General features: G+C 60.5%; 26 protein-coding genes and 3 pseudogenes. 16 read left to right on the forward strand and 13 right to left on the reverse strand.

The annotated features are described in order from the left end of the window. Window positions 1-9 precede the first annotated feature (9 nt). The 3 genes from G7009_RS21370 to G7009_RS21380 all read right to left on the reverse strand — a co-directional run bounded on the left by G7009_RS21370 (window position 10) and on the right by G7009_RS21380 (window position 2,630). Window positions 10-1,074, reverse strand: coding sequence for a phosphotransferase family protein (locus G7009_RS21370; RefSeq protein ID WP_181132086.1), 1,065 nt, complete (start codon window positions 1,072-1,074; stop codon window positions 10-12). Between the two features lie 103 nt (window positions 1,075-1,177). After that, window positions 1,178-1,687 carry a MarR family winged helix-turn-helix transcriptional regulator gene (locus G7009_RS21375; RefSeq protein WP_181132087.1) on the reverse strand — a complete coding sequence of 170 codons (510 nt, stop codon included), beginning with the start codon at window positions 1,685-1,687 and terminating at the stop codon, window positions 1,178-1,180. Between the two features lie 205 nt (window positions 1,688-1,892). Then, the gene (locus tag G7009_RS21380; protein WP_181132088.1) at window positions 1,893-2,630 is read right to left on the reverse strand and encodes an SDR family NAD(P)-dependent oxidoreductase; all 738 of its coding nucleotides are present in this window, start codon (window positions 2,628-2,630) and stop codon (window positions 1,893-1,895) included. Between the two features lie 148 nt (window positions 2,631-2,778). Between G7009_RS21380 and G7009_RS21385 the strand changes: the two genes are divergently transcribed. Continuing rightward, window positions 2,779-3,978 carry an amidohydrolase family protein gene (locus G7009_RS21385; RefSeq protein ID WP_181132089.1) on the forward strand — a complete coding sequence of 400 codons (1,200 nt, stop codon included), beginning with the start codon at window positions 2,779-2,781 and terminating at the stop codon, window positions 3,976-3,978. A gap of 147 nt (window positions 3,979-4,125) precedes the next feature. Here G7009_RS21385 and G7009_RS21390 read toward each other — a convergent pair whose 3' ends face one another. The 3 genes from G7009_RS21390 to G7009_RS21400 are packed head-to-tail and all read right to left on the reverse strand — an operon-like array spanning window position 4,126 to window position 6,579. Then, a complete protein-coding gene (locus G7009_RS21390; protein ID WP_258198019.1) occupies window positions 4,126-4,611 on the reverse strand; it encodes a methyl-accepting chemotaxis protein in 486 nt (161 codons plus the stop codon). A gap of 50 nt (window positions 4,612-4,661) precedes the next feature. Then, window positions 4,662-4,904, reverse strand: a complete 243-nt coding sequence (locus G7009_RS21395) for a hypothetical protein (RefSeq protein ID WP_181132091.1) — start codon at window positions 4,902-4,904, stop codon at window positions 4,662-4,664. Between the two features lie 55 nt (window positions 4,905-4,959). Continuing rightward, entirely contained in the window at window positions 4,960-6,579 is a 1,620-nt protein-coding gene (locus G7009_RS21400; RefSeq protein ID WP_181132092.1) for an MFS transporter, read from the reverse strand. A 207-nt stretch (window positions 6,580-6,786) separates the two neighbouring features. Between G7009_RS21400 and G7009_RS21405 the strand changes: the two genes are divergently transcribed. From G7009_RS21405 to G7009_RS21425, 5 genes are read left to right on the forward strand one after another with little or no spacing between them, the layout of a single operon-like run. Continuing rightward, window positions 6,787-7,173, forward strand: coding sequence for a Zn-ribbon domain-containing OB-fold protein (locus tag G7009_RS21405; RefSeq protein ID WP_181132093.1), 387 nt, complete (start codon window positions 6,787-6,789; stop codon window positions 7,171-7,173). Beyond that, window positions 7,163-7,942, forward strand: a complete 780-nt coding sequence (locus G7009_RS21410) for an SDR family NAD(P)-dependent oxidoreductase (RefSeq protein ID WP_181132094.1) — start codon at window positions 7,163-7,165, stop codon at window positions 7,940-7,942. Before G7009_RS21405 ends, G7009_RS21410 begins: the two co-directional genes overlap by 11 nt. Next, the gene (locus tag G7009_RS21415; protein ID WP_181132095.1) at window positions 7,939-9,180 is read left to right on the forward strand and encodes a CaiB/BaiF CoA transferase family protein; all 1,242 of its coding nucleotides are present in this window, start codon (window positions 7,939-7,941) and stop codon (window positions 9,178-9,180) included. Before G7009_RS21410 ends, G7009_RS21415 begins: the two co-directional genes overlap by 4 nt. A gap of 10 nt (window positions 9,181-9,190) precedes the next feature. Then, window positions 9,191-10,351 carry an acyl-CoA dehydrogenase family protein gene (locus tag G7009_RS21420; RefSeq protein ID WP_181132096.1) on the forward strand — a complete coding sequence of 387 codons (1,161 nt, stop codon included), beginning with the start codon at window positions 9,191-9,193 and terminating at the stop codon, window positions 10,349-10,351. After that, window positions 10,348-11,403, forward strand: coding sequence for an acyl-CoA dehydrogenase family protein (locus G7009_RS21425; protein WP_181132097.1), 1,056 nt, complete (start codon window positions 10,348-10,350; stop codon window positions 11,401-11,403). Before G7009_RS21420 ends, G7009_RS21425 begins: the two co-directional genes overlap by 4 nt. Before the next feature lie 74 nt (window positions 11,404-11,477). On the opposite strand, the gene folE is transcribed toward G7009_RS21425, so the two are convergent. Genes folE through G7009_RS21440 form a run of 3 tightly spaced genes read right to left on the reverse strand, consistent with a single transcriptional unit; the run spans window position 11,478 to window position 14,187 of the window. Next, window positions 11,478-12,035 carry a GTP cyclohydrolase I FolE gene (folE, locus tag G7009_RS21430; protein ID WP_181132098.1) on the reverse strand — a complete coding sequence of 186 codons (558 nt, stop codon included), beginning with the start codon at window positions 12,033-12,035 and terminating at the stop codon, window positions 11,478-11,480. 60 nt (window positions 12,036-12,095) lie between these two features. Beyond that, window positions 12,096-13,283, reverse strand: coding sequence for a thiolase C-terminal domain-containing protein (locus G7009_RS21435; RefSeq protein WP_181132099.1), 1,188 nt, complete (start codon window positions 13,281-13,283; stop codon window positions 12,096-12,098). Between the two features lie 40 nt (window positions 13,284-13,323). Continuing rightward, window positions 13,324-14,187, reverse strand: coding sequence for an SDR family NAD(P)-dependent oxidoreductase (locus G7009_RS21440; protein ID WP_181132100.1), 864 nt, complete (start codon window positions 14,185-14,187; stop codon window positions 13,324-13,326). Window positions 14,188-14,420: 233 nt separating this feature from the next. Here G7009_RS21440 and G7009_RS21445 point away from each other — a divergent pair, with 233 nt between their 5' ends. From G7009_RS21445 to G7009_RS21455, 3 genes are all read left to right on the forward strand, one after another. Further along, entirely contained in the window at window positions 14,421-15,305 is an 885-nt protein-coding gene (locus G7009_RS21445; RefSeq protein WP_181132101.1) for a MaoC/PaaZ C-terminal domain-containing protein, read from the forward strand. A 3-nt stretch (window positions 15,306-15,308) separates the two neighbouring features. Further along, window positions 15,309-16,109 (forward strand): enoyl-CoA hydratase, encoded by an 801-nt coding sequence (locus tag G7009_RS21450; RefSeq protein ID WP_181132102.1) that lies wholly within the window; start codon window positions 15,309-15,311, stop codon window positions 16,107-16,109. A 64-nt stretch (window positions 16,110-16,173) separates the two neighbouring features. After that, window positions 16,174-17,022 carry a MaoC family dehydratase N-terminal domain-containing protein gene (locus G7009_RS21455; RefSeq protein WP_181132103.1) on the forward strand — a complete coding sequence of 283 codons (849 nt, stop codon included), beginning with the start codon at window positions 16,174-16,176 and terminating at the stop codon, window positions 17,020-17,022. Between the two features lie 21 nt (window positions 17,023-17,043). Here the strand turns inward: G7009_RS21455 and G7009_RS21460 are convergent, their stop codons facing one another. Then, entirely contained in the window at window positions 17,044-17,790 is a 747-nt protein-coding gene (locus tag G7009_RS21460; protein ID WP_181132104.1) for a TetR/AcrR family transcriptional regulator, read from the reverse strand. Window positions 17,791-18,115: 325 nt separating this feature from the next. Between G7009_RS21460 and G7009_RS21465 the strand changes: the two genes are divergently transcribed. From G7009_RS21465 to G7009_RS21485, 5 genes are all read left to right on the forward strand, one after another. Further along, a complete protein-coding gene (locus tag G7009_RS21465) occupies window positions 18,116-19,018 on the forward strand; it encodes an SDR family NAD(P)-dependent oxidoreductase (RefSeq protein ID WP_181132105.1) in 903 nt (300 codons plus the stop codon). A 32-nt stretch (window positions 19,019-19,050) separates the two neighbouring features. Next, a complete protein-coding gene (locus tag G7009_RS21470; RefSeq protein WP_181132106.1) occupies window positions 19,051-19,527 on the forward strand; it encodes a MaoC family dehydratase in 477 nt (158 codons plus the stop codon). A gap of 64 nt (window positions 19,528-19,591) precedes the next feature. Continuing rightward, window positions 19,592-19,759 carry a rubredoxin gene (locus G7009_RS21475; protein WP_181132107.1) on the forward strand — a complete coding sequence of 56 codons (168 nt, stop codon included), beginning with the start codon at window positions 19,592-19,594 and terminating at the stop codon, window positions 19,757-19,759. A gap of 27 nt (window positions 19,760-19,786) precedes the next feature. Then, window positions 19,787-21,046 carry an NAD(P)/FAD-dependent oxidoreductase gene (locus G7009_RS21480; protein WP_181132108.1) on the forward strand — a complete coding sequence of 420 codons (1,260 nt, stop codon included), beginning with the start codon at window positions 19,787-19,789 and terminating at the stop codon, window positions 21,044-21,046. Window positions 21,047-21,054: 8 nt separating this feature from the next. Then, a complete protein-coding gene (locus G7009_RS21485) occupies window positions 21,055-21,690 on the forward strand; it encodes a TetR/AcrR family transcriptional regulator (RefSeq protein ID WP_181132109.1) in 636 nt (211 codons plus the stop codon). Here the strand turns inward: G7009_RS21485 and G7009_RS21490 are convergent. Next, entirely contained in the window at window positions 21,632-22,495 is an 864-nt protein-coding gene (locus tag G7009_RS21490; RefSeq protein WP_181132110.1) for a cache domain-containing protein, read from the reverse strand. The genes G7009_RS21485 and G7009_RS21490 overlap by 59 nt on opposite strands. A 317-nt stretch (window positions 22,496-22,812) precedes the next feature. Here G7009_RS21490 and G7009_RS21495 point away from each other — a divergent pair, with 317 nt between their 5' ends. Then, window positions 22,813-24,147: an amidohydrolase family protein gene (locus G7009_RS21495; RefSeq protein ID WP_181132111.1), complete on the forward strand. Its 1,335-nt coding sequence runs from the start codon at window positions 22,813-22,815 to the stop codon at window positions 24,145-24,147. 127 nt (window positions 24,148-24,274) lie between these two features. Here G7009_RS21495 and G7009_RS21500 read toward each other — a convergent pair. Both G7009_RS21500 and G7009_RS27885 read right to left on the reverse strand, forming a co-directional pair. After that, window positions 24,275-24,556, reverse strand: a pseudogene (locus tag G7009_RS21500) (FAD-binding protein); the annotation flags it as partial. Beyond that, window positions 24,546-24,747: pseudogene (locus tag G7009_RS27885) on the reverse strand (electron transfer flavoprotein subunit beta/FixA family protein); the annotation flags it as partial. The pseudogenes G7009_RS27885 and G7009_RS21500, both read right to left, overlap by 11 nt. Before the next feature lie 293 nt (window positions 24,748-25,040). On the opposite strand from G7009_RS27885, the pseudogene G7009_RS21505 reads away from it, so the two are divergent. Then, window positions 25,041-25,529, forward strand: a pseudogene (locus G7009_RS21505) (bifunctional aconitate hydratase 2/2-methylisocitrate dehydratase); the annotation flags it as partial.

Genomic DNA, 25,529 nt, shown 5'->3' on the forward strand with positions numbered 1-25,529 from the left:
TGAACCGCATCAGGCGGCGGCGATGAGTTGTCGAGCCTTGGCCATCAGCCAGCGGGCGTAATCGTGCAGGTAAGCGCCCATTTCCCTGGGGGCCTTACCTACCAGCGAGCGTGCGTAGGTGCCTTCCAGCAGGCAGGCGAGCTTGTAGCAGGCAAGTACGAAGAACCACGGCATGCTCAACATGTCCCGGCCACTGAGCTGCCCATAGAGGTTGATCAGATCAGCTCGGCTCATGAAATCAGCCCACGGTTGCACCACCGGGTTGGCACCTACGCCTCCCTCAGGGTCACCCGGCTCCCGCCACGAGGTCAGCACCCAGGCGAGGTCCAGCAGCGGATCGCCCAGGGTCGACAGTTCCCAGTCGATCAGCCCGGATATACGCGGTGCCTCGAGTGAGAACATGACGTTGGGCCATTGGTAGTCGCCGTGAATGATGCCAATGCGCCGGTCTGTAGGTAGGTTGTCGTTAAGCCAGCGCTCAACGAGGTCGACCTCAGGCAGCGCGGTTTCGCTATAGCCCGGGGTTTGCCGATAGCCTTCAAGCTGGGAGCGCCAGCGCTCTACCTGGCGGCTATGCCAATCATTGGGGCGGCCGAAGCCATCAAGGCCGAGCGCTTTATAATCCAGTGCACCCAGCGCTGCGGCGGCGCTCACGAATGCTTCGCCCATGCATCTGCGCCAGGTGGCGTCTGTGGCATAGCGCCCCTGCAATGGGCCTGCCGGGGAAAACCCTTCAAGTGGCTCCATCGCATAGAAATTCATCCCCATCACTGCGCCGTCGGTGCTCGCCGCCAGCAGTCGTGGATGGGGTACGGCGCTGCCGGCAAGGGCTGCCAGCACCCGGGCTTCGCGAGCCATCGTCTCATTGCTGTTGCCGCGCAAATGCCGCGGTGGGCGACGCAGGACAAAACGCCCAGTGCCGCGCTGCATGAGGAACAGGTTGTTTTGCGAACCACCGCTGAGCTGGCTGACGGCGGTCACCGGGCCGCTACCCGGCAGCCCGGCTGCCTCGATCCAGGGCGCCAAGGCCGCCCAATCCAGTAGCCCATCGAAATCGGGAAGGGTCGCCGTCATCTGGCCTGCCTCCTGACTACCCGCATCGCCTGTCTGGCGATATGCCCTGGTGTACGCGTAGTGGGGCCCATCGACTTACCTCCCGTTTACCGGTTTTTTATTGTTATGCCGGCCCTCCTGCGGACGCTTGCTTGTCCGTTTCAAGGTTCCGGCGAATTCGCCTCAAGACACTCAGTGCCTGCTCTAGCTCCTGCGCGCTTAGCCCCGCGGAGACGCGCTCGGTCCACTGCGCGCTCTCCCGATTGGCCTCGGCATAGGCCTGCTTGCCCTGTTCGGTTGCCTCCAGTTGCCTGGAGGTCTTGTGATGCGGGTTATCCTGATAGAGCACGTGCCCGTTCTCTACCAATACATCCGCCACCCGCTGCACTGCCTGGCGGCTATAGCCCAGGCTGCGCGCAATCCGAGCCACGGTCGGCGGATCCTGCGCCAGTACCACGGAGGCCAGCACGATAGCCTGGGCCGAACTGCCTAAAGCTGAAGGCTTCTTTGCGCTCACCACTCGGCCGTGTAAACGCAGCACCTCATCGACCAATAGCGCCACGCGAGCACCCTGCTCGCTATGTACCGAGTGGTCGAACGTCACGGTGCCATTGGTATCGGACGTCGTATTCAAACTATGACACCTCATTTCCATATTGACAACATGTTGTCGTTTATTTTGTTTGGGGGTTGTTCCGGCTCGCCGGTGTGAGGAGCAGGCTATGCGCAGGTAACACCGGCGGCAACTGCCTTATTAGCTTTCAGGCATCAGAGTGATGTAGCCCTGTCGGGCTACGGGGCGTGAAAACGGGGCCCGACGCCTGCCGGGCCCGGTTTATCTAGACCCCGCTCGCCATGTATCCGCCATCGGCTGCGAGCACATGGCCAGTGACGAATGAAGCCGCAGGCGACACCAGGAACGCGATGCAGGCAGCAATCTCGTCAGGCTGCGCCCAGCGCCCGAGCGGCGTACGCGCCAGTACCCGCGCATTGCGCTCGCTAGCCTGCTCCTGGATCCCGCGGGTCATGGGCGTATCTGTCCAACCCGGGGCCACGGCGTTGACCCTGATGCCATCTTTGCCCCAGGCCACTGCCAGGCTGCGGGTCAATTGTGCAACAGCACCTTTACTGGCGGCATACGCCGGTGCGGTAGGGCTGCCGAAGAAGCTCATCACTGAGGCAAGGTTGACGATGGCCCCGCCGTTGCGCGCCAACAGCGCCCGGGCGGCATAGCAGCAGCGCATGGAGCCGTTGAGGTTTATATCCAGCGTTTGTAGAAAGCCCTCTTCCCCGAACTCCGCGGCACCGCGGCCGATACCGGCGGAGTTGACCAGGATATCGAGACGCTCGAGTTCGGCGAAATAGCCCGTCACCGCCTGGCTGTCGCGTACATCCAGAACGGAAAAACGTACTCCGGCCAGGGACGCCTGCGCGCGGCAGGCCTCTACCTCCGTTAGCGCGACCCCGGTGGCGTACACGTCATAGCCCGCGCTTAGCAGCGCAGAGACCGTCGCCAAGCCAATTCCACTGCTCCCGCCTACCACCACAGCAACCTTACCTGCCAATGCATCGCGCATATCAAAGCTCTCCGGGCTAGTGCCCTTTCGTTGACAAAGTGTCAGTTAGTAAACCATGACTTACGTCAATTTACGGTGTCTTGACGCCACACATTAACTAACATACAGTCAGTTTCACTTAACAGCCACACCGATTGCAGAGGCCATGATGCGTAAAGTCGATTACCCGATCTACGATGTTGACAGGCATTTCTACGAGCCGCCGGAAGCGTTCCTGACGCACTTGCCCAAGCAATACCGCAAGGAATTCCAGTACGTGCAGGTCAATGGCCGCACCAAGCTGGCAGTGGGCGGCGTGATCAGCGACTACATCCCCAACCCGACCTTTGATGTAGTCGCCGCCCCGGGCGCCCACGAGCACTGGTACCGCGGCGACAACCCAGAAGGCCTGTCGCTGCGCGAAATCGGTGGTGAGCCGGTGCCCTCCGACCCGGCGTTCTTCGATGGTGCGGCGCACCTGAAGGTCATGGACGAACAGAAAATCCATGCTGGCCTGTTCATCCCAACCCTGGCGTCGGTGATCGAAGAGCGTCTGGCCGACAAGCCGGATGCCATTGCGGCCTTGATGCACGCTTCCAACCAGTGGTTGGCAGAAGGTTGTGGTTTCGCCCGCGATAACCGTCTGTTCCCAGTACCGATGATCAACCTGTTCGACGTCGACCGCGCTGTCGAAGAGCTGGAATACGTGCTCAAGCACGGGGCACGTGTGGTGGGTATACGGCCCGCGCCCGTCGCCGGGACCAAGGACCCATTAGCCGGCCGTGCCCCAGGCATGCCTGAATTCGACCCCTTCTGGGCGCGGGTCAACGAAGCGAAGATCTTCGTCATGCTGCACGTCTCGGATTCCGGCTATGACAAGATCAACCGCTGGTGGACTGCCGGTGGCAAGGGCGAATTCCGCCCGTTCGAGAAGGAGCCGTTTCCAGAGATCCTGGACTGGATGGGCCGTGCCATCTCCGACACGCTGGCATCGCTGATCTGCCACGGCGTCTTCGATCGCTTCCCCGATGTGCGCATAGCCTCGTTGGAAAACGGCAGTGCTTGGCTGGAGCCGCTACTGGGCCGCCTTGCCCTGAACTACAAAAAGATGCCTCGGGCATTCAAGACCGACCCGGTGGAAAGCTTCAAGAAGCATGTGTTCGTATCGCCCTTCTACGAAGACCCTGTGCTGCGCCTGTGCGAGGTGATGGGGGAGAACCGTATCTTGTTTGGCAGCGATTGGCCTCACCCGGAGGGCTTGGCCCACCCGTGGGACTTCTTCAAGGACATCGCCGACCTCAACGATACCCAGGCCAAGCGCGTCATGAGCAGTAACCTCAAGGGCCTGCTTGAAGGGGTGCGTGACTAAGCCGTTATGATACCGCCGTGGTAGTGCCGCCGTTGTGGCAGTGAGGTTGCCCAGACCGGAGGCAGTTGGTTGACAATGTGCAAGGCCTGCCGGCTAGAACTGCAGGCCTTTTTTCTAAGTAAGGCAACGCTCAGATCCTGAACGCCGCTATGGCCTGTTGCAAGTGCCCCACTTGGCCGAGCAGCTGTTCGCTGGCTTGCTCGGAACGCGCTGCCCCTTGGGGGGTGCAGTCGCCGACCTGGCTGATCTGCCGATCCCCTGCGAAACCGCCGTTTGCTGCTCGGCTGCGGCGGCGATCTGTTGACTCTGCTCGACGATCAGGCCTATGGCCGTGAGGATATTGTCCAGGGCAGTTTCAGCATGGTCCGCCTGACTTGCCGTGGCACCGGCCATCTGATGGCTGTCCCCCATCGTCTTCACCGTGGCGCCGACGCGGTTGCGCAGGCTGTCGATCATTCGCTCGATTTCAGTAGTGGAGTGTTGGGTTCGCCGTGCCAGGGTTCGCACTTCACCGGCCACGACCGCTGCGCGCTGACGGCGGACACCGACTGCACGAGTTCGGTTTGCTTGCCAACCTGCACAGCCACCCCGCTGACCCGCAGGATAAGGTCTTGGATTTGCCCACGGCGCCATTGATAGTCGAGCCTAAATGGGCCAATTCGTCCTGACTGCTGCCCTGGAAACTAGCCGTCATATTCCCCTGCTGCAACTCGCTGCATGACGGCATCCAGGTCACCGAGCACGCGTCGCACAGACAGGTAGAGCGCACCGTAGAGGTAAAGCACCGATAAGAACACCAACCCCAACCCGGACAGCAGCGAGATCATTTGCCGACGTGCAAGGTCTACACGCGTTTCCAGCGCCCCGCCCAGTGCGCTCAACGCGGCCTCGGTCAGTTGCAGGTTGGCGCGGCTGTATCCACTCATCTGGTCAAAAAAGCTTGGCCAAGGCATCGCCGGCTCGACGTCGCTTAGTACCTGCTCATCTACCAGTGCGCAGGCGCTCGCCAGGTTCCGACGGCACCGGCATCGACTCGGCAATACAGTGGGACAGCTCTGGCCCCTGGTCACCGACGTGCAGTTTCCGTACCCGCTCTTGCGCCTCACGATCTGCCTGGGTAGATCGGCTTTGCTGGCGCACGTAGTCAGACCAGGAGTCCACCGTGAAGCGCTCCATGTACCACCCCGGCCGCTCCAGCTCACGGTAGATACACCAGAAACTTGCGCCATCGCGCCGTCGATTGAGCCCCATCGCATGCACCCGGCGAAGAAACTCGACACGGTCCTCAGCACGGATCTGGTACGCGAACTGGACGGTCACTGGCCCGTCCTCTGGCTGCAAATGGGTAAAGGAGAAGCCCGGAACTTCATGGCCAGAAGGCGTTACCTCCGCCTCCTCCCCGACACGGGCACGGTAGCGGCGCATCACCAGTAGCGACAGCACCACCATCAACGAGGCAACGAGCAACGCCTCACCGGCGCCGATGTGCGTCGCTACCGCGCCCCAGGCAGCTCCGCCAAGGGCAAGCGAGCCTTGGAATGCAAGCATGTAGATCGCCACGGAGCGGGCTCGGATCCACGGCGGCACCGTGCTCTGGATAGCCACCAGGTTGACGGTGCCTACACCGAGCCAGCCCATGCCGGCAAAAAACAACGCCACACATTGCATGACAGGGTTGGGTACCTGCGCCACCACCAACATGCCCAAGGCGTAGATGAGGCACGCGAAGGTAACCAGCTGATTGATTTCCAAGCGGGCTTTGAGCATCGGTAGGAACAAAGCGCCGCACAAGGTGCCAACGCCAATGCTACCGAGCAGCAAGCCGTAGTTGCCGGCGCCTCCAGAGCCGCTGGCTATCACTGGTAGCAGCGCCCACAGGGCGCTGCCCGCGCCAACGAAGGCAAGCGTGCGCAAGCACTGGCTGCGCACAACCTGCGAATAACGGGCGTAGCGCAGCGCATCTCGCAACCCCGCCCACACCCCCTGCGCAGGCAACGTCAGGTCCATGGTGGGCTTGCTCATAAAGGTCACCACCAGCACCGAGCCAAGCAACAGCGCAGTGCAGATCAAAAACACGCTGACGATGCCGGAAACCGCCAACACACCGCCCGCCAAGGCCGGACCCACCGCACGGGCCGCACTGTAGGAGACCGACGACAGCGCCATCGCGGACGCCATGAAATCTCGCGGCACCGCTTCAGCTTGGGTGGTGTACCAGGCCGGCCCTTGCAGGGCGAAGCCAATCCCGAAGGCGAAGGTCAGCGCCAGCAACGACCAGGGACCGATCATGCCGGTGATGCAGAAGCCAACCAGCGCCAACGCTGCCAACAGCATCCCCAAGTGCGTCAGCAGCAAATAACGCCGCCGATCAAAGATGTCTGCGAACACACCGCCAGGCAGGCCGAAGAAAAACGACGGCAGGCTGATCGCAGTCTGGACCAACGCCACCAGCATCGGCGAACTGCTCAGGGACACCATTAACCAGGCCGCCCCCACGTTCTGCATCCAGATCGCCAGGTTCATTGCCAGCGCGCCGAGCCACAGCCAGCGAAAGGATCGAAAGCGCAACGGCGCCCAGAGCGAGTTCGAACTGTCAGTCATCAGAATTCCCGTGTTTACGAAAGTGGCCGTGGCTTGACTCGCCGTATGAATGGACCCATATTGAAAACTAACTGATCGACAGTTTTAACGTTCTACATGACATAGTCAATCGACAAGATATAGGGTTACCCAGCAATTGCTAACAACATGACAGCTTTATCGCGCTGTCCACCTTGGATTATCAGGCGTTCATCAGGACCGCACATCATGCCCTTATGCCCCGATCTCGATTTCCAGACTCACCTCAGCCAGGGCCGCTTCATGCTCCAACGCAGCCGGGCCAGTCAGCGTCATTTTTTTTATCCGCGGGTTGTCGAGCCCGGCACCGGGGCTACTGACCTGGAGTGGGTAGAGGCCAGCGGCCTGGGCACCGTCTATGCGGTCACCGTGGTGCGGCCCAAACCCCCGGCTAGCCCGTATTGCGTGGTGTTGGTCGACCTGGATGAAGGCCCGCGCCTCATGTCCCGCGTAGAGGGCATGGCGGCTGAGCAAGTCAGCATTGGCCTGCGCGTCAAGGCGCGAATAGCCGGTGGCACTGAACAGTTTTTTGTCATTTTCGACCCACAAGAATCAGGCGAACGTCATGGCCATTAAAAACCCTATGTCCCTTGAGGGACGCACCATCATCATCACCGGCGCCGGCCAAGGCATAGGCTTGGGCATTGCCCGCCTTGCCATCGAACTCGGTGCCAACGTGGCCGCAGTGGACCTTAATCAACAGGCATTGGAGGCCGCCGCTGAAACCCTCGGCGAGCGCTATTTACCGCTGGCCGGCGGTGTGGCCGACGCCGATTTCGTGCAAAGCGCGGTCGACCGTGCCATTGCACGCTTCGGTGCCGTGCATGGGCTGGTCAATAACGCTGGCATCGGGCGCCCGGCGTTGATTGAGAAGATGACCCTCGAGCAATGGCAGCAAGTGTTGGACGTACACCTCACCGGCTCCTTCCTGTTCACCCAAGCGGTTGGCCGCCACCTGCTCGAGCGCAGCAAAGCCGGCGACAAGGCCTGCGGCTCGATTGTGTTCATCTCGTCCGACGCTGGGCGCCGCGGCAGCCTGGGGCAAATCAACTACTCGGCGGCCAAGTCGGGGATGTTCGGCATGGCCATGACCGCCGCCCGCGAATGGGCCAAGCATGGGGTGCGTGCTAATGCCGTGTGCTTTGGCATGGTGGAAACCGCCATGACCGAAAAAGTACGAACCGACCCGCGCTTTCTTGACAGCTACCTGCAGCAGATCGCCCTAGGCCGTTTCGCTTCGCCCGAAGAAGTCTCGGTACCGGTCTGCTTCCTGCTCTCGGAAGGGGCTTCCTATATCACCGGCCAAGTCCTTTCGGTCAATGGCGGCTACACCATCGCGGTATGACTATGAACAGTATCTCTGCAGAAGCACTCAGCGGTATCCGTGTACTCGACATGACCCGCGTGATTGCCGGGCCCTACGCCGGGCAAATCCTGGCAGACCTTGGCGCGGAGGTCATCAAGGTCGAGCGTCAAGGCGAAGGCGATGACATCCGTCGCATTGGCCCGCCCTGGATCACCAGCACCGAGGGCCAGCCTCACCAGGAGTCCACCTACAGCCAGGCGGCCAACCGCAACAAGCGCTCCATTACCGTCGACTTCGCGCAGCCTGAAGGCGCCGAACTGATTCGCCAACTGGTAGCAAATTGCGACGTGCTGCTGGAAAACTACCGCACCGGCACCCTGGCCAAATACGGGCTGGGCTATGACGACCTGCGCAAGATCAACCCGCGCCTGATCTGCTGCTCCATCACCGGCTTCGGCCAAACCGGCCCCTACGCCAACCGCTCGGGCTATGACTACCTGATCCAGGCAATGGCTGGGGTCATGTCGGTTACCGGCCACCGCGACGGCGAACCGGGGGAAGGCCCACTGCGCGTGGGCATTCCGGTCGCTGATATTTGTGCCGGCCTTTACGCTGCGATTGGCGTTCTCGGTGCACTCAATCATCGCAACAATACGGGTGAAGGCCAGCATATCGATGTGTCGCTGTTCGACGCCCAGGCTGCAACCCTGCTCAATACCTTTTCCGCCTGGTTCAACGCCGGCAAGGAGCTGGGCCGCACCGGCAACGACCACCCTAGCGCTTCGCCCTATGGCGTTTACCCCGTCGATGACGGGTTCATCCTGGTCGCGACCTTCAATGACCGTGAGTTTGCACGCCTGGCCAAGGCAGTGGGTCGTGAAGATTGGCTAGACGACCCACGCTTCGCCAAGAACGGCGCGCGGGTGGCTAACCGCCAAGCATTGTCGCAGCAATTGAGCGCGGCCCTGGAGGGGCGTAGCAAAGCCGAGTGGATCGAACACCTGAATGCCAACACCGTGTCCTGCGGGCCCATCAACGATATGCAAGACCTTGAGCAAGACCCGCACGTGATCGAGCGGGAGATGATCGTGGTGCAGGAGCACCCCGTGAACGGCACCGTGCGCTCGGCTGCAAGCCCGATGCGCTTCTCGGCCACCCCGGTGCGCTACAAGCATGCTCCGCCGGCCGTGGGTGAGCACACCGACGCCGTGCTGGGCGAGTGGCTCGGCTTCTCGACCGAGCGTATCGCCGAGTTGCGCCAGCGCAACGTCATTTGAGGGAATTGCCTTGACCTCCGTATTCAGTTTCCAACCCCTGCAACTGCCCTCCTCGCTTGAGCCCCTACGCCAGGAGGCCCGAGCGTTCCTGGCCGAAGCCGCAACCCAGTGGTCAGGCTGGAAGGTGGGCCACTCCTGGACCGGTTTCGACCGCGCATTCAGCCGTGAAGTCGCCCAGCGCGGTTGGATCGGTATGACCTGGCCGGGAGCCTATGGCGGCCATGAGCGCTCGGGCTTGGAGCGTTATGTAGTCGTGGAAGAAATGCTCGCTGTTGGCGCCCCCCTGGGTGCCCACTGGTTCGGCGATCGCCAGAGTGGCCCGCTGTTACTGCGTCTGGGCACCGAGGCGCAACGCCGGCGTTTCCTACCAATGATCGCCCAAGGTGAGGCGTCGTTCTGCATCGGCCTCAGTGAGCCGGATTCGGGTTCCGACTTGGCCTCGCTGCGCTCCCGCGCGACCCGCGTAGAGGGCGGCTGGCGCCTGAACGGGCGCAAGGTATGGACCACCAACGCCCACCTGTGCGACTTCATGATCGGCCTGTTCCGCTCTGGCGGCCCGGCCGATACAGAGAAGCACAAAGGCTTGTCGCAATACATCATCGACATGCGTGCTAGCGGCATCGAAGTGCGACCGATTCACGACCTGACCGGTGAAGCCCACTTCAACGAAGTGACGTTCGACAACGTATTCGTGGCTGATGACATGCTCGTGGGCCGCGAGGGTGAAGGCTGGGCGCAAGCCAGCGGCGAACTGGCCTACGAACGCAGCCAGCCCGACCGCTACATGAGCGCGTTCCCACTGCTGCCACTGACCATCGACGCCCTACGTGAGGCTGGGGCTTGCGATCGCCTCGCCGCGCGCCGCTTGGGCGAGGCAGTGGCAGAGCTTGCCGTGCTGCGCGAGATGTCGCTGTCCATCGTAGGCCAGCTGCAAGGCGGCCATTCACCGGCCAAGGAAGCAGCGCTAGTCAAAGACCTGGGCAACCTCCATGAGCAGCGGATTCCAGACCTGGTGCGTGAGCTGCTCGATTGCCCATCGCGGATCGATGGGCAGGATCGGCTCAGCGAGCTCCAGGCATTCCTGGTGCAGAATGTACCGGTCTTCACCCTGCGCGGCGGCACCCGGGAAATTCTGCGCGGCATCATCGCCAAGGGGCTAGGACTGAAATGAGTGACAGCGAAATGAACATAAGCGACATGCTGACCGAGCAAGTGCAGCGCCTTTTTGCCGCCCACATCAACCGAGACAGCTGGGTGCAGGCCGAACGCGGCACGCTGGACGGCGAACTCTGGCAGGCCATCGAAGCGATGGGTATCACCCTGGCGCTGATGGATGAAGACGCCGGCGGTGCGGGCCTTAGTTGGGCGCAAAGCGAGCCGGTGCTGCGCCTGTGCGGAAGCCATGCGGCACCTGCGCCGCTAGGGGAAACCGCCCTCGCCGCCTGGGCGCTCGCCCGCGCAGGCCTGGAGGTACCTGAAGGGGTACTGACGCTTTCTGGAGAAGCCTTTGAGCTGGACGACCAGAACAGGGTACATGGCCAGGATGCGCAACTGAGCTGGCTGCCAGCCGCCGCTCATGTGGTCGTGACGGCGCTGCGCGACGGTGTCACCCACCTGTGCCTGATGCGCGCCGACGCAGGCGTGCAGCAGGCTGTGCGCACCTTGGACCGCCTGCCCTGCGCCAATTTCGTGTTGGCAAACGCCAGCCCGCTGCAGATGCACCCGGCGCCGTTTCTCGACGCGCTAGGCCTTCGCCCCCACCTCGCTACGCTGCGCAGCGTGCAAATGGCCGGCGCGATGGGTACGGTGCTGGACCTGTGCGTGGAATACGCCAATACGCGCGTGCAATTCGGCCGACCGATTGCCAAGTTCCAGGCGATCCAGCAAATGATTGCCGAGCTCGCCGCGCACGCTGCCAGCGCCCAGGTGGCCGGGCTGTATGCTGCACGCCAAGTCGATGCCGGCAATGCCAGCTATGGCGCGGCTATCGCCAAAAGCCTGGTAGGCCGCGCTGCCACCCGCTCTGCAGCCATCGCGCACCAGGTATTCGGGGCGATCGGAGTGACCGACGAACACAGCCTGCACTATTACACCCGTCGGCTCTGGCAGTGGCGAGCTGAGGCAGGCAGTGAGCATTGGTGGTCGGAGCGCATTGGCCGCCAAGTACTGGCCAACGACGGCACCGCCTTGTGGAAAACGCTGACCCTGCCGTTCGCGGACTGAAATAAAAAAGCCCCTTTCGTAGCTCGAAGGGGCTCCATACAACAGATTTTGCTCCGCGCATGCGAGCCTCGCGGCTAGTTGCGCCCGATCAATTGCAGGAACTCGGAACGGGTATTCTGAAACTCACGGAATGCACCCAGCATTACTGAGGTGCTCATCACCGAGTTCTGTTTCTCGACCCCGCGCATCATCATGCACATGTGCTTGGCCTCGATCACCACGGCAACACCGGCCGCACCAGTGACTTCCTGGATAGCCTCGGCTATTTGCCGCGTGAGGTTCTCCTGGATCTGCAGCCGGCGGGCGAACATGTCGACGATGCGGGCCACTTTCGATAGCCCCAATACCTTGCCGGTCGGGATATAGGCCACATGGGCCTTACCGATGAAGGGCAACAAGTGATGCTCACACAGCGAATACAGCTCAATTTCCTTGACGATCACCATCTCGTCACTATCTGACTCGAACAAAGCGCCGTTGACAATTTCCGCCAGGGTCTTGTGATAACCATTACACAAAAACTGCATGGCCTTGGCGGCACGCTTGGGCGTATCACGCAGCCCCTGGCGGTCAGGGTTCTCACCTACGCCGAGGAGGATCTCACGGTACTGCTGGGGCATGGATTCGCTCATCTGCCTTTCTTCCAATCAGGGTAGTAAACGGGCGCCCAGCCGTTACCAGGCGCCTCACTCTCAAATACGTTTGAGGATGGTGACCACCCCAGCGCCGCCGAGGCCAATGTTGTGCTGTAGGGCAATGCGCGCGTTCTCAACCTGGCGGTCACCGGCTTGGCCACGCAAGTGCCAGGTCAGTTCGGTTATCTGTGCCAGGCCGGTGGCGCCCAGCGGGTGCCCTTTGGAGAGCAAACCGCCAGATGGGTTGGTGATTACCCGCCCGCCATAGGTATTTTGCCCTTCGCTGACGAACTTCTCTGCGCCACCTTCCTCGCACAAGCCCAACGCTTCATAGGTGATGACCTCATTGGGCGAGAAGCAATCGTGCAACTCAAGCACATCGACATCAGCCGCGCCAACCCCGGCCTGTTCATAAGCCTGAGCCGCTGCCCTGCGGGTCAGGCCAGCGCCGACCACGTCGAGCATGCTGCCCGAGGCGAAACTGTCGGCAGTGTCGGTAGCCAGGCTCATGCCGGCGATCTCCACACAGTTGCCCAAGGCGTGCTTGCGCGCATAGGCCTCGGACACCACCAGTACTGCCGCTGCGCCGCAGGTCGGCGGGCAGCACATGAGCCGTGTGAGAGGTCCGAAAATTTGCGGCGAAGCCATCACCTGCTCCAGGGTCAGGGCCTCGGTAAACAGCGCGTAGGGGTTGCGCAAGGCATGGCTGCGCGCCTTGACGGAGACACGCCCAAACAGGTCGGCAGAGACATTGTATTTCTCCAGGTACTCGGCACCCGCCCCGCCAAAATACTGCGGCCCGCTAGGCGCGTTGTCGTCCCAACCCCGCAGGCGGCGTACCGACTCGTCGATCTTTACCGTAATGGGTGTGCGTAGCGCGGCGTCACCTGTAGACATCGCACCTGGGTTCATCTGCTCGAACCCCACCGCCAAGGCCACATCGACAGCCCCACTGGCCACTGCTTGACGCGCCAGGAACAGTGCCGTAGAGCCACTGGCGCACGCATTATTGACGTTGATCACCGGGATACCGGTGAGCCCGACGCGGTACAGCGCGGTTTGCCCAGAACAGGTATCACCGGCGACGAAACCGGCGTATGCCTGCTGCACTTCGGCGTATGCAATACCGGCATCTTTCAGCGCCAAGGCAGCGGCATCGCCACCCATCACATCATACATTTCGCTCTTGCCAGGCTTGGTGAACTTGACCATGCCTACGCCCGCTACCAGTACTTTGTTACTCATGTTGAACTCCCAAGGGTGTGCAAAACCGCGTGCGGGGCGGTTATTTGGCGAAATCCATGATGGTCAGGGCGGCTTCCGGGCGGTACACCTGAGCCTCTACTGCAGCAAGGCTGCGGGCGTCGAACCCAGGATTCTTGCCGCCGCCTGGGACGCCTTCGGCCGACACCAACTTGAGCTCGCGGACACTCTGGCCGGAGGCAAAAAGGCAATGGCCGGTGCGCTGCCCTGACAACTCGCTAACCATGTACAGCACCACCTGGGCAACGTGCTCAGGCGCCATTTGCGCCTGGGTGGCTTCATCCATCAGTGGTGCTGTGAGCGCAGACACCGCTGCTGGCGCGAGCGTCCAGACGCGAATGCCGGCCTTGGCGCCTTCGAGGGCGAGCACATTGGAGAAACCCCAGGCCCCGCACTTAGCGGCGGCATAGTTACTCTGACCAAAGTTACCGACCAGGCCGGAGGTCGAGGCGGTGTTGACTACCACACCGCCGCCGTTCTCCTTCATCCAGGCGAAAACTGGCTGGGTAACCGCATACATGCTCTTGAGGTTAACCTTGATAACTGCGTCCCAGTCGGCCTCCCCCAGCTTGAGGAATGACTTATCGCGCAGAATGCCGGCGTTGTTGATCAGGATATCGGCGCGGCCGAACTCGCTGAGCGCGGTATCAAGCAAGGACTGGCCACCCTCTACGGTGGAGATGTCCTGCGTATGCGCCACGGCGCGCCCGCCGCTTGCCCGCACTGCGGCAACTACCGACTCTGCGGTGTAGCAACCGCCTTCGTCACGCCCGAGGTCATTCACCACCACGGCCGCGCCCTCGGCCGCCAGGAGTTGCGCATACGCGGCTCCAAGGCCACGGCCGGCGCCGGTAATGAGGGCAACTTTTCCTTCGAGTAGAGCCATTGTCTGTCTCCAAAACCTGTTCGTATGTGGGGGGCGAGGGCCCTGCCCAGGGTCTTCCGTGCATCGTTGCACGGCCTAGATCGTGCGCCACCAACTGAAAGGCCATCAGTAATGTCAATTCATTAGCAAGCAATCCATACATTACATCTAAAAATAAATTATGTAACTGACTGTTTGACAGTTATTTAGCGGCGAGCAATGCTATGGCATGACCCACCTGCGAGGAATGCACTGTGCCTCTCGACTACCACCGCATCAAAAACTGGCCCATTACCGAGGGCCGACAGAGCTACAGCACCCGCGACACCATTCTCTATGCCTTGGGGGTGGGGGCCGCGAGCAGCAACCCGCTGCCGGCCCACGACCTGCAATTCGTTTATGAGAAGGGCCTTAAGGCGTTGCCCACCATGGCCACTATCATGGCCAGCGGTGAATTCTGGATGGCGCAGCCGGAAACCGGCATCGACCTGACGAAGGTGCTACACGGCGAGCAGTTCCTGCGCATCCACAAGCCACTGCCGGCTGCAGGCACACTGATTGGCCGCGATAGCGTCGACGAGATCTATGACAAGGGCGCAGACAAAGGCGCAGTGATGTACATGTCGCGGCGTATCTACGATGCGCAGACCGACGAACTGCTGGCGACCTCGACCTGGTCCACGTTCATGCGTGGCAACGGCGGCTTCGGCGGCACTGCCGAGGGCCAACCAAAGCCCCATGCCATACCGCAAGAGCGCTCCTTCGACCTAAGCACCGAACTCCCCAGCCGCCCGGAGCAGGCGACCATTTATCGCTTGTCGGGTGATCTCAACCCGCTGCACATCGATCCCGAGTTCGCCGGCAAGGCAGGCTTTGACAAGCCGATCCTGCACGGCATGAGCAGCTACGGCATGGCAGGCCGGGCGATCGTTCATCTCCTGTGCAACGATGACCCAACCCGCCTGCGGGCGCTGAACCTGCGCTTCGCCGCTCCCATGTACCCCGGGGAGACGCTGAAGGTAGAGGTTTGGCATGAAGGGCCGGGCAAGGCCAGCTTCCGCGCGCGCGTCGTAGAGCGCGACCTGATCATCCTGAACAACGGCTATGCAGAATTTACTGCCGCCCAAGACGAGGAATAAAAAATGGAATATTCGGAAATCAGCTATGAAGTGATCGGCGAGGTCGCCCGCATTTACCACAACCGTCCAACCCAGGCTAACGCCGAATCGGAGCATTTGCTGGCCGAGCTCGACCACGCCCTTGAGCGCGCCAAGCGTGATGACGACATTCGTGTGGTCATCATCGGAGCCACCGGCAAGCATTTTTCTGCCGGCCATGACCTCATGGATGGCATGGAGAAACGCGGCAACTTTACCCCCGAGCAGCACTGGCTGTGGGAAAGCGAGCACTACCTGGGCAACGCACTGCGCATCTGGGACTTCCCAAAGCCTACCATTGCCCAAGTACAGGGCGCCTGCATCGCGGGTGGCTTCATGGTGGCCAACATGTGCGACATGGTAGTGGCTGCTGATGACGCCTTCTTTAGTGACCCGGTCTGCCACAGCCTCGCCGCTGCTTCGGTTGAAGCGCTGGTGCACCCGTGGGTCATGGGGTTGCGCAAAGCCAAGGAGTTCCTCTTCACAGGCCAACGCGTGTCGGCCGCCGAAGCCAAGGAGTGGGGCATGGTCAACCACGTGGTACCGCGTGCCGAGATGGAGGATTTCACCCTGCAACTGGCCAATCGCATCGCTGCTGCCCCACCTATTGGCATCCGTATGCTCAAGCGTTCGCTGAACCGCTCTGCAGACATCATGGGCTTCAGAAACTCACTGATGGCGCACTTTGATACGCACATCCTCAGTACTTCCACCAGGGAGCACTTGGATCTCGCCGCTGCCGGCATGCGCGCCTCGATGGAAGCTGCGAAAAAGGCCCAGTCCTGAAACCGTGGGGCAAGGAAGTTGATCCTTCGCCCCTTCGTTCCTTTTCTATCCCCAGGAGTTGTCGGTGGCCCTCAATTATCAAAAGTTGATGAATTGGCCGTTTCCTGCCGTAGTCCGGCGCTACAGCCAAGAGGACTGTATCCTCATCGCCCGCGGTTTCGGTGCAGGTGGATCGCCCGATTGGGCTGAGCCTGACCGTAGCTTCCTTGAGCCGGGCGACGCCTTGCAGGTACTGCCAGCTACTGCCGTTGCCCTGGCCGACGGCGAGTTCTGGCAAATGGACCCGCGCACCGGCATTGCCTGGCAGCAGATCGTGCATGCCCAGGAAAGCCTGCGCATGCATCGACCGCTCGCTTGCGAGGGCGAGTTGGTGATAACCCAGAAAATCGATGAGGTATTCGATCGCGGCGCCGACAAGGGCGCGGTCATGCTGCAGACACTGACGCTCAGCGAGCCGACGGGGAAAGCCGTTGCCAGCATCGAGGTCACCACCCTCCTGCGCGGTAACGGCGGCTTCGGCGGCAAGCCACAAGACACGCCCCGCCCCGCCCCACTGCCGACTCGCCAGGCCGACCTGGTGTTGGACATACCCACCCCGGGAAGCCCAGACACGCTGTTTCGCCTCAGCGCTGATATCGCCATCGCGGCCCAAACCCAGGGTAAGCCACAGGCGATGATGCGAGGTGTAGGCTGTTTTGGCCTTGCCTGTCGTGGCGCACTGCGCCTGGTATGCGGCAACGACGCCAGGCGCCTGCGCAGCTTTACGGTGCGCTATGCCGGGCCCATGTACACCGGTGAAACCATGCGCCTTGAGCTCTGGCAAGTGGAGCCCGGCCTGGCGCTACTGCGCATGCATGCGGTGGAGCGCGACCAGCCGGTACTCAGCCATGGCGTTATCGAATACCAGGACTGAGCCCTTTGCCGCCTAGCAACGCTATGGGGTAGTGACCCCTTCGGAGACGGGGTCGACTGCCTTAACCGCTTTGGCCACCCGCGGCTTGCGCGCACGCGGTGGCGCAGCGTTTTGCGCCGCTGCCGGGGGAGCCATGGCGCTGCGCAAGGTCTGCACCACAATTCGGGCAATTGCGGCGTTGATCCGCTTGGCGCCCAAGCCGCGCTCCATCACCACCGGGTCGGTAGACGCCAGGCGCTCCATGGCGGCCTGCAGTACCGTGGCTTCGGCATAAGCGTCGCCCTTTTTGCGACTGCCCGCTGCTGGGTTGACCATGAGAATCAACTTGGCGAAGCGTTCGATGAACGGAATGTAGGTATTCATTCGCAACTCTTCGAAGCGCGGATCACCCCGATCAGCTTCGAGGTTGCGATAACGCAACACTTCACGATGCCGGCTCCAGACCCCGTTCAGCGCCTCGATCAGGCGCAGCGCTTCCTCCTCGAACCGATCAAGCGGCCACGGCTCCTCGAGAAACAACGAGACCTTGGCCATGTCTTCGCCGGCTTCCAGCGCCAGCGAGTACAGCACGTCCTGCACGTCATCGAAATACATGTAGAAACTCGCCGAGGATGTACCGGCAGCCTTGGCAATTGCCACTGCGGTGATATCCACCAGCGGGTGGGTGAAGAGCAGGCGTCGGGTAGCCGACATCAGTCGCTGGCGCGTCTCTTGCCCTTTGCGCCCCAGGACCTGCCCCTGCTTGTTCATGCTTAATTCATGTGCCATGGCATGATTCCCTTTTGACTCCAAATTCAAGATTGGCGCACCGCTGAAACCTTCAGCCCCGTTTACGGGACCATTCGCAGGTGGCCTAAAAATCCGATAATAAACAAAATGACAGCTGTCGGTCGAATCTATTAACAGCGCCCGCAGCTAGCGAAGTGCCTGCAGCGTTCACGTGTGGAGGACTTTACGTCATCGACGAGTATCGTAAATCGATCAAATTGACTAGACATAACTGACACACTTACAGTTATTATGAGCCATTAGCACGCAGGCGCAGGTAGCCACCGGCACCAGGCGCTGAAAAAAAACGATAAGAGGAGGCGTCATGGCCAACATGGTTGCGGACAAAGTTGTAGTCATTACCGGTGCCGGCAGCGGTATCGGCCGGGAATTTGCACTTGCCTTCGCCGCCGAAGGCGCGCGCGTAGTGGTTAACGACCTGGGGCGCACCGCCGACGGTGGTAGCGCCGCCCAGGCCGTGGTCGGGGAAATCCGCAGCGCGGGCGGTGAAGCGATTGCCAGCGACGACAGCGTATCGGAGTGGGACTCGGCCCAGCGCATCGTTCAAGCCGCCATGGACAACTATGGCCGGGTTGACTGCGTGGTTAACAACGCCGGCATCGTCCGTGACCGCTTCTTCTTCAACATGAGCCTTGAAGAATGGCAGGCCGTCATCAATGTCCACCTCAACGGCTCATTTTATGTCGCCCGCGCCGCAGCGCCTCATTTCAAGGCTCAGGCCAGTGGCGCCTATATCCATATGACCTCTACCAGCGGCTTGATAGGCAACCCTGGGCAAGCTAACTACTCAGCCGCCAAGCTGGGCCTGGTCGGCCTGTCCAAATCCATCGCCCTGGATATGGCGCGCTATAACATACGCTCCAACTGCATCGCGCCGTTTGCCTGGACCGCCATGACCGCTTCGGTACCCACCGACACCCCGCAAGCCGTCGAGCGCATGGAAAAACTCAAGACCATGGAGCCGCGCAAGATTGCGCCACTGGCGGTGTACCTGGCCAGTGACGCGGGTGCCGGCGTGTCTGGCCAGGTCTTCGGCGTGCGCGCCAATGAGATCTACCTCTACTCACAGTCGCGAGTGACCCGTTCGGTGCATCGCAGCGAGGGGTGGACCCCGCAGAGCATCGCCGAGCACGCCATACCAGCGATGCAGAATTCCTTCTACGAAAACACCCCCTCCCCGCAGCTCACCACGTGGGATCCGATCTGACCCGCCCTGGTCACAACAACAAGGAACACACCATGAGTGAGATCGAAACTATTGGCACCGGGTTTACCTGGGAAGAGTTGCCCGTAGGCCGCCAGTTCAAGACCTACGGGCGCACCATTACCGAGGCCGATATCGTCAACTTCATATCCGCCACTGGCATGCTCGAGGTGCTTTTCACCAATACCGAGTTCCGCCGCGAGGCAGGCTTCGATGGCCGCCTAGTGCCCGGCGGGCAGGTGTTCTGCATGGCCGAAGGCTTGTTGTTCCAGACCGCGCTGCAGGGCGTTGGCGTGGCATTCCTGAACATGGAGCTGGATATCAAGGGCCCCACCTTTGCAGGCGACACGGTCCATGTCGAAGTCGAAGTGATCGAGGTCCGCCCTAGCAAGGGCAAGCCCGGCATGGGGCTGGTGCGCACGCGCAACCGGGTGGTTAAGCAGGATGGCAGTGTAGTCATGATCTACACGCCACTACGCATGGTCAAAGGCCGCGAAAATCTGCCTGCCTGAGCGGGCCGTAGGCAAAGAACAGCAAAACGCCATTGCAATGGCACAGCTAGAACCTGGAGTGGATATGAAGAAGTGGCAATGCTTTTTCTGCAGTTTCGTTTATGACGAGGCCCTTGGCGTACCCGAAGAGGGGATCCCTGCGGGCACCCGTTGGGAAGACGTGCCCGAAAGCTGGATCTGCCCGGAATGCGGCGCAACCAAAGAAGATTTCGCGATGCTTGAGATCGCCTGAACCCGCCCGCCTCTATCGGAGAATGTCATGACAGCCCAGACACACCCCTGCGCGATAATCGTCGGCGGAGGCCATGCAGGTAGCGAGGCCGCTATCTCGCTCAGGCAGCACGGCTACCCTGGCCGCATCTTGATCCTCAGTGATGAACCCACCCTTCCCTATCAGCGCCCGCCGCTGTCAAAGGGCTTTTTGAGCGGGCAGATCAGTGCCGAGTCATTGCCCATCCGCCCCGCAGCAGCCTATGAGAAAGCGGCCATCGAAGTGCGCCTTGGCACCTCGGTGCGCAGCCTTGACCTCGCCGCTCGTTCGGTACAACTGACCGATGGCAGCAACCTCGCCTGGAACTACTTGATCCTCGCGACCGGCAGTAGGGCGCGCACGCTGGATGTTCCGGGCTTAGGTGAGCATCAACCGGATAACCTGCATTACTTGCGTACCCAGGCCGATGCCCAACGCTTGCAAGCTCAATGGCACGAAGGGCGCCGCCTGGTGATTGTCGGCGGAGGGTATATCGGCCTTGAGGTCGCAGCCGCAGCCCAGAAAGCGGGGCTCCTGGTAACCGTAGTGGAGCCTCAGCCCAGGGTACTGGCACGGGTCACTGCAGAGCAGGTTTCGAGCTTCTATGAGCAGGAGCATCGGGCGGCTGGAGTAGAAATCCGAGTCAATGCGCAGATCGAACGGGTATGCCTGGATGTTACAGGGCAGCGGGTAGATGCCGTGATCACCGTAGACGGCGCGCGCCTCCCGGTGGACCTGATGCTAGTGGGCGTAGGTGCCATCGCCAACAGTGAATTGGCCGAGCAGGCAGGCATCGCGGTGAATAACGGCATCTGGGTAGACGAGTACGCTCGTACCGATACGGCCGACGTTTTCGCCGTAGGCGATTGTAGCAACCACTTCAATAACCACCACGGCGGCCGGTTGCGCCTGGAGTCCATCCCCAACGCGGTCGAGCAGGCACGCGCTGCAGCCTCTTACATCAATAGCAAAGAAGCCCCGTATCGCTCGCTCCCCTGGTTCTGGTCAGACCAATATGATCTCAAACTGCAGATCGCGGGTATCAGTCAGGGCTACGACCAGGTCGTACTACGTGGCTCTAGAGCGTTACGCTCATTTGTCGCGTTTTACTGGCGCGAGGGCCGGCTTATCGCCGCGGACTGCGTCAACCGTCAGCAAGAGTTCATGGCCATTAAGAAGCTGGTACAGGCCAGATTCGAAGGCGATGCCGAACTGCTTGCAGACGAGTCGGTCTGCCTCAAAGCCCTGACTGCCGCCCCCGCGCCCTGACCCTCGCCATGTCCAGAATCGACGACATCCGCAGCAACGCCATCGCCTTGATCGCCGAGCACGGCTTTGGCGCTGTTTCCCTGCGCCAACTGGCCAGAAGCTGCGGCCTGCAGGCAGGCTCGCTGTACACTTACTATCAGAGTAAAGACGACCTTCTGCAGGACCTGATTGCCAGCTATCTGGAGGACCTGCAGCAATCCTGGCAACAAAGGTCGAAAAAACGTGACAACCCGGTAACCGCGCTGAATTCCTTTGTCGCCCACCACCTTGAGTTCCAGCGCGCACGCTACAGCGAAAGCTTGATTGCCAGCATGGACCTGCGCAACCTATCGGAGCCACACAAGTGCTACGTCATGGCGCTAAAATCCAGCTATGAACAGGAGCTGAAACACATCCTGCTGCGGGGTGAGCGTCACGGGTTGCTGAGCCAGGATCACATGACCAGTGGCGCCATCCTGGCCATGCTGACGGGCATTTGCCTCTGGCGTGACAGCTGCGCAGATGACCCTGCCCCGCTGGTTCAGCTATGCCAGCGCGCGGCCATGCAAATAGCCTGCGCACCCCAGCCGGCGCCTATCGCTGCACCTACTCAACGACTCTCTCGTAATAACCAACCGCCACTAGATAGTTGCCGACTCGCCTGAAATAGGTATGTTTCTGTTCTACCTTGTGAGTCAGAGGGTTGAGCCACTGGTAGTCGTACTCGCCGGCACTGCGCTGATTCGCCGCTGCCAGTATTGGCACGCCCACAGGTTTACCCGTTGGGTCTTTTAACCGGCGAAAGTCGGTGCCTATCAGGCGTGGGTTATAGCCGTGTGCCACGAAGTGTGATGTAACCAAATCGACGACGAAGACGTAGAGGTCATCCTGAAGAAACGCCAGGTTTTCGCTGTTGATGGCACTTAATGTCTGCTCCGGTTGCGTGGTAATGGCGCTTACCGCTTTGTCCAGAAGCGCCCTGGCATGCGCCGGGGTAGCTTTGGATATGTAGTAGCCAACGCCGAGCAACACATCATCGACCCGCTGGAACAACACCCGTTTACGTTCGACCCGCCCGGTTTGCCAGTTCGTCCAGCGGTACTCTGCTTCCTGGACCCCCTGCTGCTCTTGCACGCTCAACGCGTGCTCGAAGGACTGCTTGATGTCGTCAGGCAGTTGCTCTAGCAGGCTGCTGCCTATCAGGCTGGCTGACGGCCCTCCGCTGGCGAGCATTACGCCATTGCTGTCTAGAACGTAGACATAATGGTCGTCGCGAATGAAAGGCCCTTGCCGACTGAATACCGGCAACGCCTGTGCCTTGTATTCGTGATAGTAAGCCGCCGCGCTCTTGAGTAACGCACGGGCCTCCCGGTCTTCTGCCTCATACGACTCCTCGACGGCCCAGGCGGGCAGCGCTAGCACAATACCTATTACAGCCCCCACTATCCTCCCTAAAAGGCACAACCCCATCACATCACCTCCGCACGCCAAAAGATGACATTGTATTAGCTAATGCACCCCGTCTCCAGCGGCAGGTTCACCGCCTGTCGGCGCCGTGTATGTAGCCGGACTGACGTAAAGAGAAAGAGTGCTGAACGTTTCAGGTCAGGCTCTGAAAGCTGTGCAGGCAGCCTGAGCTATACAAAATGATCAGTAACTGACTCTTCGTCTGTTTTTTATGTTGATGAACGCCGTGAGTCGAGGTAACGTTCTACCTCGCATACAACAATAAACCTAGAGCAGTCCAACCTACTGGTGAGGGGCCGCTTGAGCGATGGAGATAACGCATGAAAATCGATGATCTCATTCTTGTCAGCGTCGACGACCACATCGTCGAGCCGCCAACTATGTTCGAGCAGCACCTCACCATTGCGCAGAAAGCCTTCGCACCCAAGGTGCTCAAAGACAAGAATGGGGCTGATTACTGGCTGTTCGAGGGTCGCCGGGCCGGTAACATCGGCCTCAACGCCGTGGTCGGCCGTTTGCGCGAAGAATACGGCTGTGAGCCCATCTCTTTTGAACAAATGCGCAAGGGCGCCTGGGATATTCATGCACGCATCGATGACATGAACGCGAATGGCCTGCTGGCCTCGCTGAACTTCCCCAGCGTTGTGACGTTCGATGGCAGCCTGTTCCACCAGTTCGAAAACAAGAGCAACGCGCTCACCCTGCTTCAGGCTTACAACGACTGGCACATCGACGAATGGTGCGGCAGTTATCCAGGCCGCAACATTCCCAACGCAATCGTGCCCTACTGGGACATCAACGCCACGGTCGCCGAGATCAAGCGTGTCGTTGCCAAGGGTTGCCATGCCATTTCGTTCTCCGACAACCCATCGCTCAAAGGCCAACCCAGTATCCATGACGCCCACTGGGAGCCGCTGTGGAAAGTCTGTGCCGAGAACAAAATGGTTATCAACATTCACATCGGCTCAGGTGCACAGGCGCCACACGCATCGATGAACTCGCCGATCGACGCGTGGATCATTACCATGCCGATCTCCATCGTCAACTCGGCGGCAGACTGGCTGCACCTGAAGGCCCTGCACCGCTATCCAGACCTCAAGATCTCGCTCTCCGAGGGCGGTATTGGCTGGATCCCCTACTTCCTTGAGCGTGCCGATTTCGTACACGAGCACCACAAGGCATGGACCTATGCGGACTTCGGTGGCAAAAAGCCCAGCGAAGTGTTCCGCGAACATTTCCAAACCTGCTTCATTGATGACCGCTTCGGCCTGAAAAACCTCGATGAAATCGGCGAAGACAACGTAGCGTACGAGTGCGACTACCCGCATTCGGATACGGTATGGCCGGAATGTGCCGAGATGCTCGTCGATTCACTCAAGCACCTACCACAAACCGCCATCGACAAGATCACTCATGGCAATGCCTTGCGTGCTTACAATTTTGACGCATTCGGCAAAATGGGCGGCCGTGAGCACTGCACCGTGGGTGCCTTACGCGCCCTGGCAACCGACGTTGACACTTCGCCCAAGTCGTTCGGAGGCCCAGCGCCATTGAAAGAAGGCGAAGTACGCCGCTGCGTTACCTCGGGCGATATCATCCAAATGTTCACTGCCGTTGCCAAGGAAGATGGCAAGATCATGGCAGAAAACGCCTGACGGCATATGTGCTACACAGATGCCCCGCTTAGCGGGGCGTTTACGTTCTAGGGTATTTTCCCTGGCTTTCTGCATTGCGCTGCCTGCAGCGTTACAGGCGGCTTGAAGCCGCCTGCCGTTCGGAGCTTCAGAGCAAACTTGCCAATTCCGGAACCGCTTCGAACAGGTCGGCAACCAGGGCGCAGTCCGCCACCTGGAATATCGGTGCTTCTTCATCCTTGTTGATCGCAACGATCACTTGGAGTCTTTCATACCCGCCAAAGTGCTGAATCGCCCCCGAAATGCCGACCGCCAAGTACAGCTGCGGCGCAACGACCTTACCGGTTTGGCCCACCTGCATAGCGTTGGGAGCGAATCCCGCATCGACCGCGGCGCGCGAAGCGCCGACACCCGCGCCTAGCTTGTCTGCCTGCCGTAACCACCACAACTTCGGTCGCCAAACCTTGTTCTTTAGGCCGAACCGCTTCTTCGATAGCAATTTCACAGAAGAGATTGAGCGCCATCTTGACATTGTCAAGATCGACCCCCGGAGTTGCCCGTCTTGCCCCGGACCTTGACGTTGAAGTCGACCGCTCGTTTAACGGGGAACCAGTATTTCATGTGATTTCTCTTTGACTGACGAAGGCTCATCGGTGCTCTCGTGAGGCCAGCATGCAACGGCGTCAGAAGGACGACAGCCCGCTAACTCTTGGTCTCGATCGAGTAAATGTCAATGCGTCAGTTGTCACATAGCTGAAAGATTGTTATTTTTATTGCATGTTCGAAGAGCTGCTGCAGCCAAGTTGTCAGCGTCAGCTCCTTATAGTAGGCCCAGGTTCAGCCGGTTGCTGAGCCGTCACCCTCGATGCCGCTCCTGCGCTTACTTTTTTACTGTGCCACTAGGAGCAATCGCTGTGCTTGAAACTTATATCCACCAGGTAAGGGCACGCGCTGCAGATGGACTGCCGCCCTTGGCGTTGAATGCCGAACAAACCGCAGAGGTAGTACAGCTGTTGCTGAATCCTCCGGCGTTCGAGGAGCCATTCCTCTACGATCTGATCAGCAACCGTGTGCCGTCTGGCGTGGATGAAGCCGCGTATGTCAAGGCCAGCTTTCTCAATGCGATTGCCCACGGCCAGGTCACTTCGCCAATCATCGGCAAAAGGCGCGCCGTAGAGCTACTGGGCACCATGCAAGGCGGCTACAACATCACCACCCTGGTCGAGCTGCTGGATGACGCCGAACTGGGCGCCGTCGCCGCCGACCAGCTCAAGCACACCCTGCTGATGTTCGACGCCTTCCACGACGTGGCCGAAAAGGCCAAGGCCGGCAACGCGCATGCCAAGGCCGTGCTGGACTCCTGGGCTGCCGGTGAATGGTTCACCAAGAAGCCTGCCATCGCC

The organism is Pseudomonas capeferrum (assembly GCF_013523055.1).
Classification (GTDB): domain Bacteria; phylum Pseudomonadota; class Gammaproteobacteria; order Pseudomonadales; family Pseudomonadaceae; genus Aquipseudomonas; species Aquipseudomonas capeferrum_A.

Bases quoted from the DNA above. Each gene is read 5' to 3' on its own strand.
- G7009_RS21440 (WP_181132100.1), bottom strand. From the start codon at position 14,187: ATGGCTCTACTCGAAGGAAAAGTTGCCCTCATTACCGGCGCCGGCCGT.
- G7009_RS21395 (WP_181132091.1), bottom strand. From the start codon at position 4,904: ATGAGTGGATACAGCCGCGCCAACCTGCAACTGACCGAGGCCGCGTTG.
- G7009_RS21480 (WP_181132108.1), top strand. From the start codon at position 19,787: ATGACAGCCCAGACACACCCCTGCGCGATAATCGTCGGCGGAGGCCAT.
- G7009_RS21450 (WP_181132102.1), top strand. From the start codon at position 15,309: ATGGAATATTCGGAAATCAGCTATGAAGTGATCGGCGAGGTCGCCCGC.
- G7009_RS21405 (WP_181132093.1), top strand. From the start codon at position 6,787: ATGCCCTTATGCCCCGATCTCGATTTCCAGACTCACCTCAGCCAGGGC.
- G7009_RS21425 (WP_181132097.1), top strand. From the start codon at position 10,348: ATGAGTGACAGCGAAATGAACATAAGCGACATGCTGACCGAGCAAGTG.
- G7009_RS21490 (WP_181132110.1), bottom strand. From the start codon at position 22,495: ATGGGGTTGTGCCTTTTAGGGAGGATAGTGGGGGCTGTAATAGGTATT.
- G7009_RS21415 (WP_181132095.1), top strand. From the start codon at position 7,939: ATGACTATGAACAGTATCTCTGCAGAAGCACTCAGCGGTATCCGTGTA.
- G7009_RS21380 (WP_181132088.1), bottom strand. From the start codon at position 2,630: ATGCGCGATGCATTGGCAGGTAAGGTTGCTGTGGTGGTAGGCGGGAGC.
- G7009_RS21495 (WP_181132111.1), top strand. From the start codon at position 22,813: ATGAAAATCGATGATCTCATTCTTGTCAGCGTCGACGACCACATCGTC.
- G7009_RS21400 (WP_181132092.1), bottom strand. From the start codon at position 6,579: ATGACTGACAGTTCGAACTCGCTCTGGGCGCCGTTGCGCTTTCGATCC.
- G7009_RS21385 (WP_181132089.1), top strand. From the start codon at position 2,779: ATGCGTAAAGTCGATTACCCGATCTACGATGTTGACAGGCATTTCTAC.
- G7009_RS21370 (WP_181132086.1), bottom strand. From the start codon at position 1,074: ATGACGGCGACCCTTCCCGATTTCGATGGGCTACTGGATTGGGCGGCC.
- G7009_RS21485 (WP_181132109.1), top strand. From the start codon at position 21,055: ATGTCCAGAATCGACGACATCCGCAGCAACGCCATCGCCTTGATCGCC.
- G7009_RS21390 (WP_258198019.1), bottom strand. From the start codon at position 4,611: ATGGCGCCGTGGGCAAATCCAAGACCTTATCCTGCGGGTCAGCGGGGT.
- folE (WP_181132098.1), bottom strand. From the start codon at position 12,035: ATGAGCGAATCCATGCCCCAGCAGTACCGTGAGATCCTCCTCGGCGTA.
- G7009_RS21460 (WP_181132104.1), bottom strand. From the start codon at position 17,790: ATGGCACATGAATTAAGCATGAACAAGCAGGGGCAGGTCCTGGGGCGC.
- G7009_RS21465 (WP_181132105.1), top strand. From the start codon at position 18,116: ATGGCCAACATGGTTGCGGACAAAGTTGTAGTCATTACCGGTGCCGGC.
- G7009_RS21475 (WP_181132107.1), top strand. From the start codon at position 19,592: ATGAAGAAGTGGCAATGCTTTTTCTGCAGTTTCGTTTATGACGAGGCC.
- G7009_RS21435 (WP_181132099.1), bottom strand. From the start codon at position 13,283: ATGAGTAACAAAGTACTGGTAGCGGGCGTAGGCATGGTCAAGTTCACC.
- G7009_RS21470 (WP_181132106.1), top strand. From the start codon at position 19,051: ATGAGTGAGATCGAAACTATTGGCACCGGGTTTACCTGGGAAGAGTTG.
- G7009_RS21410 (WP_181132094.1), top strand. From the start codon at position 7,163: ATGGCCATTAAAAACCCTATGTCCCTTGAGGGACGCACCATCATCATC.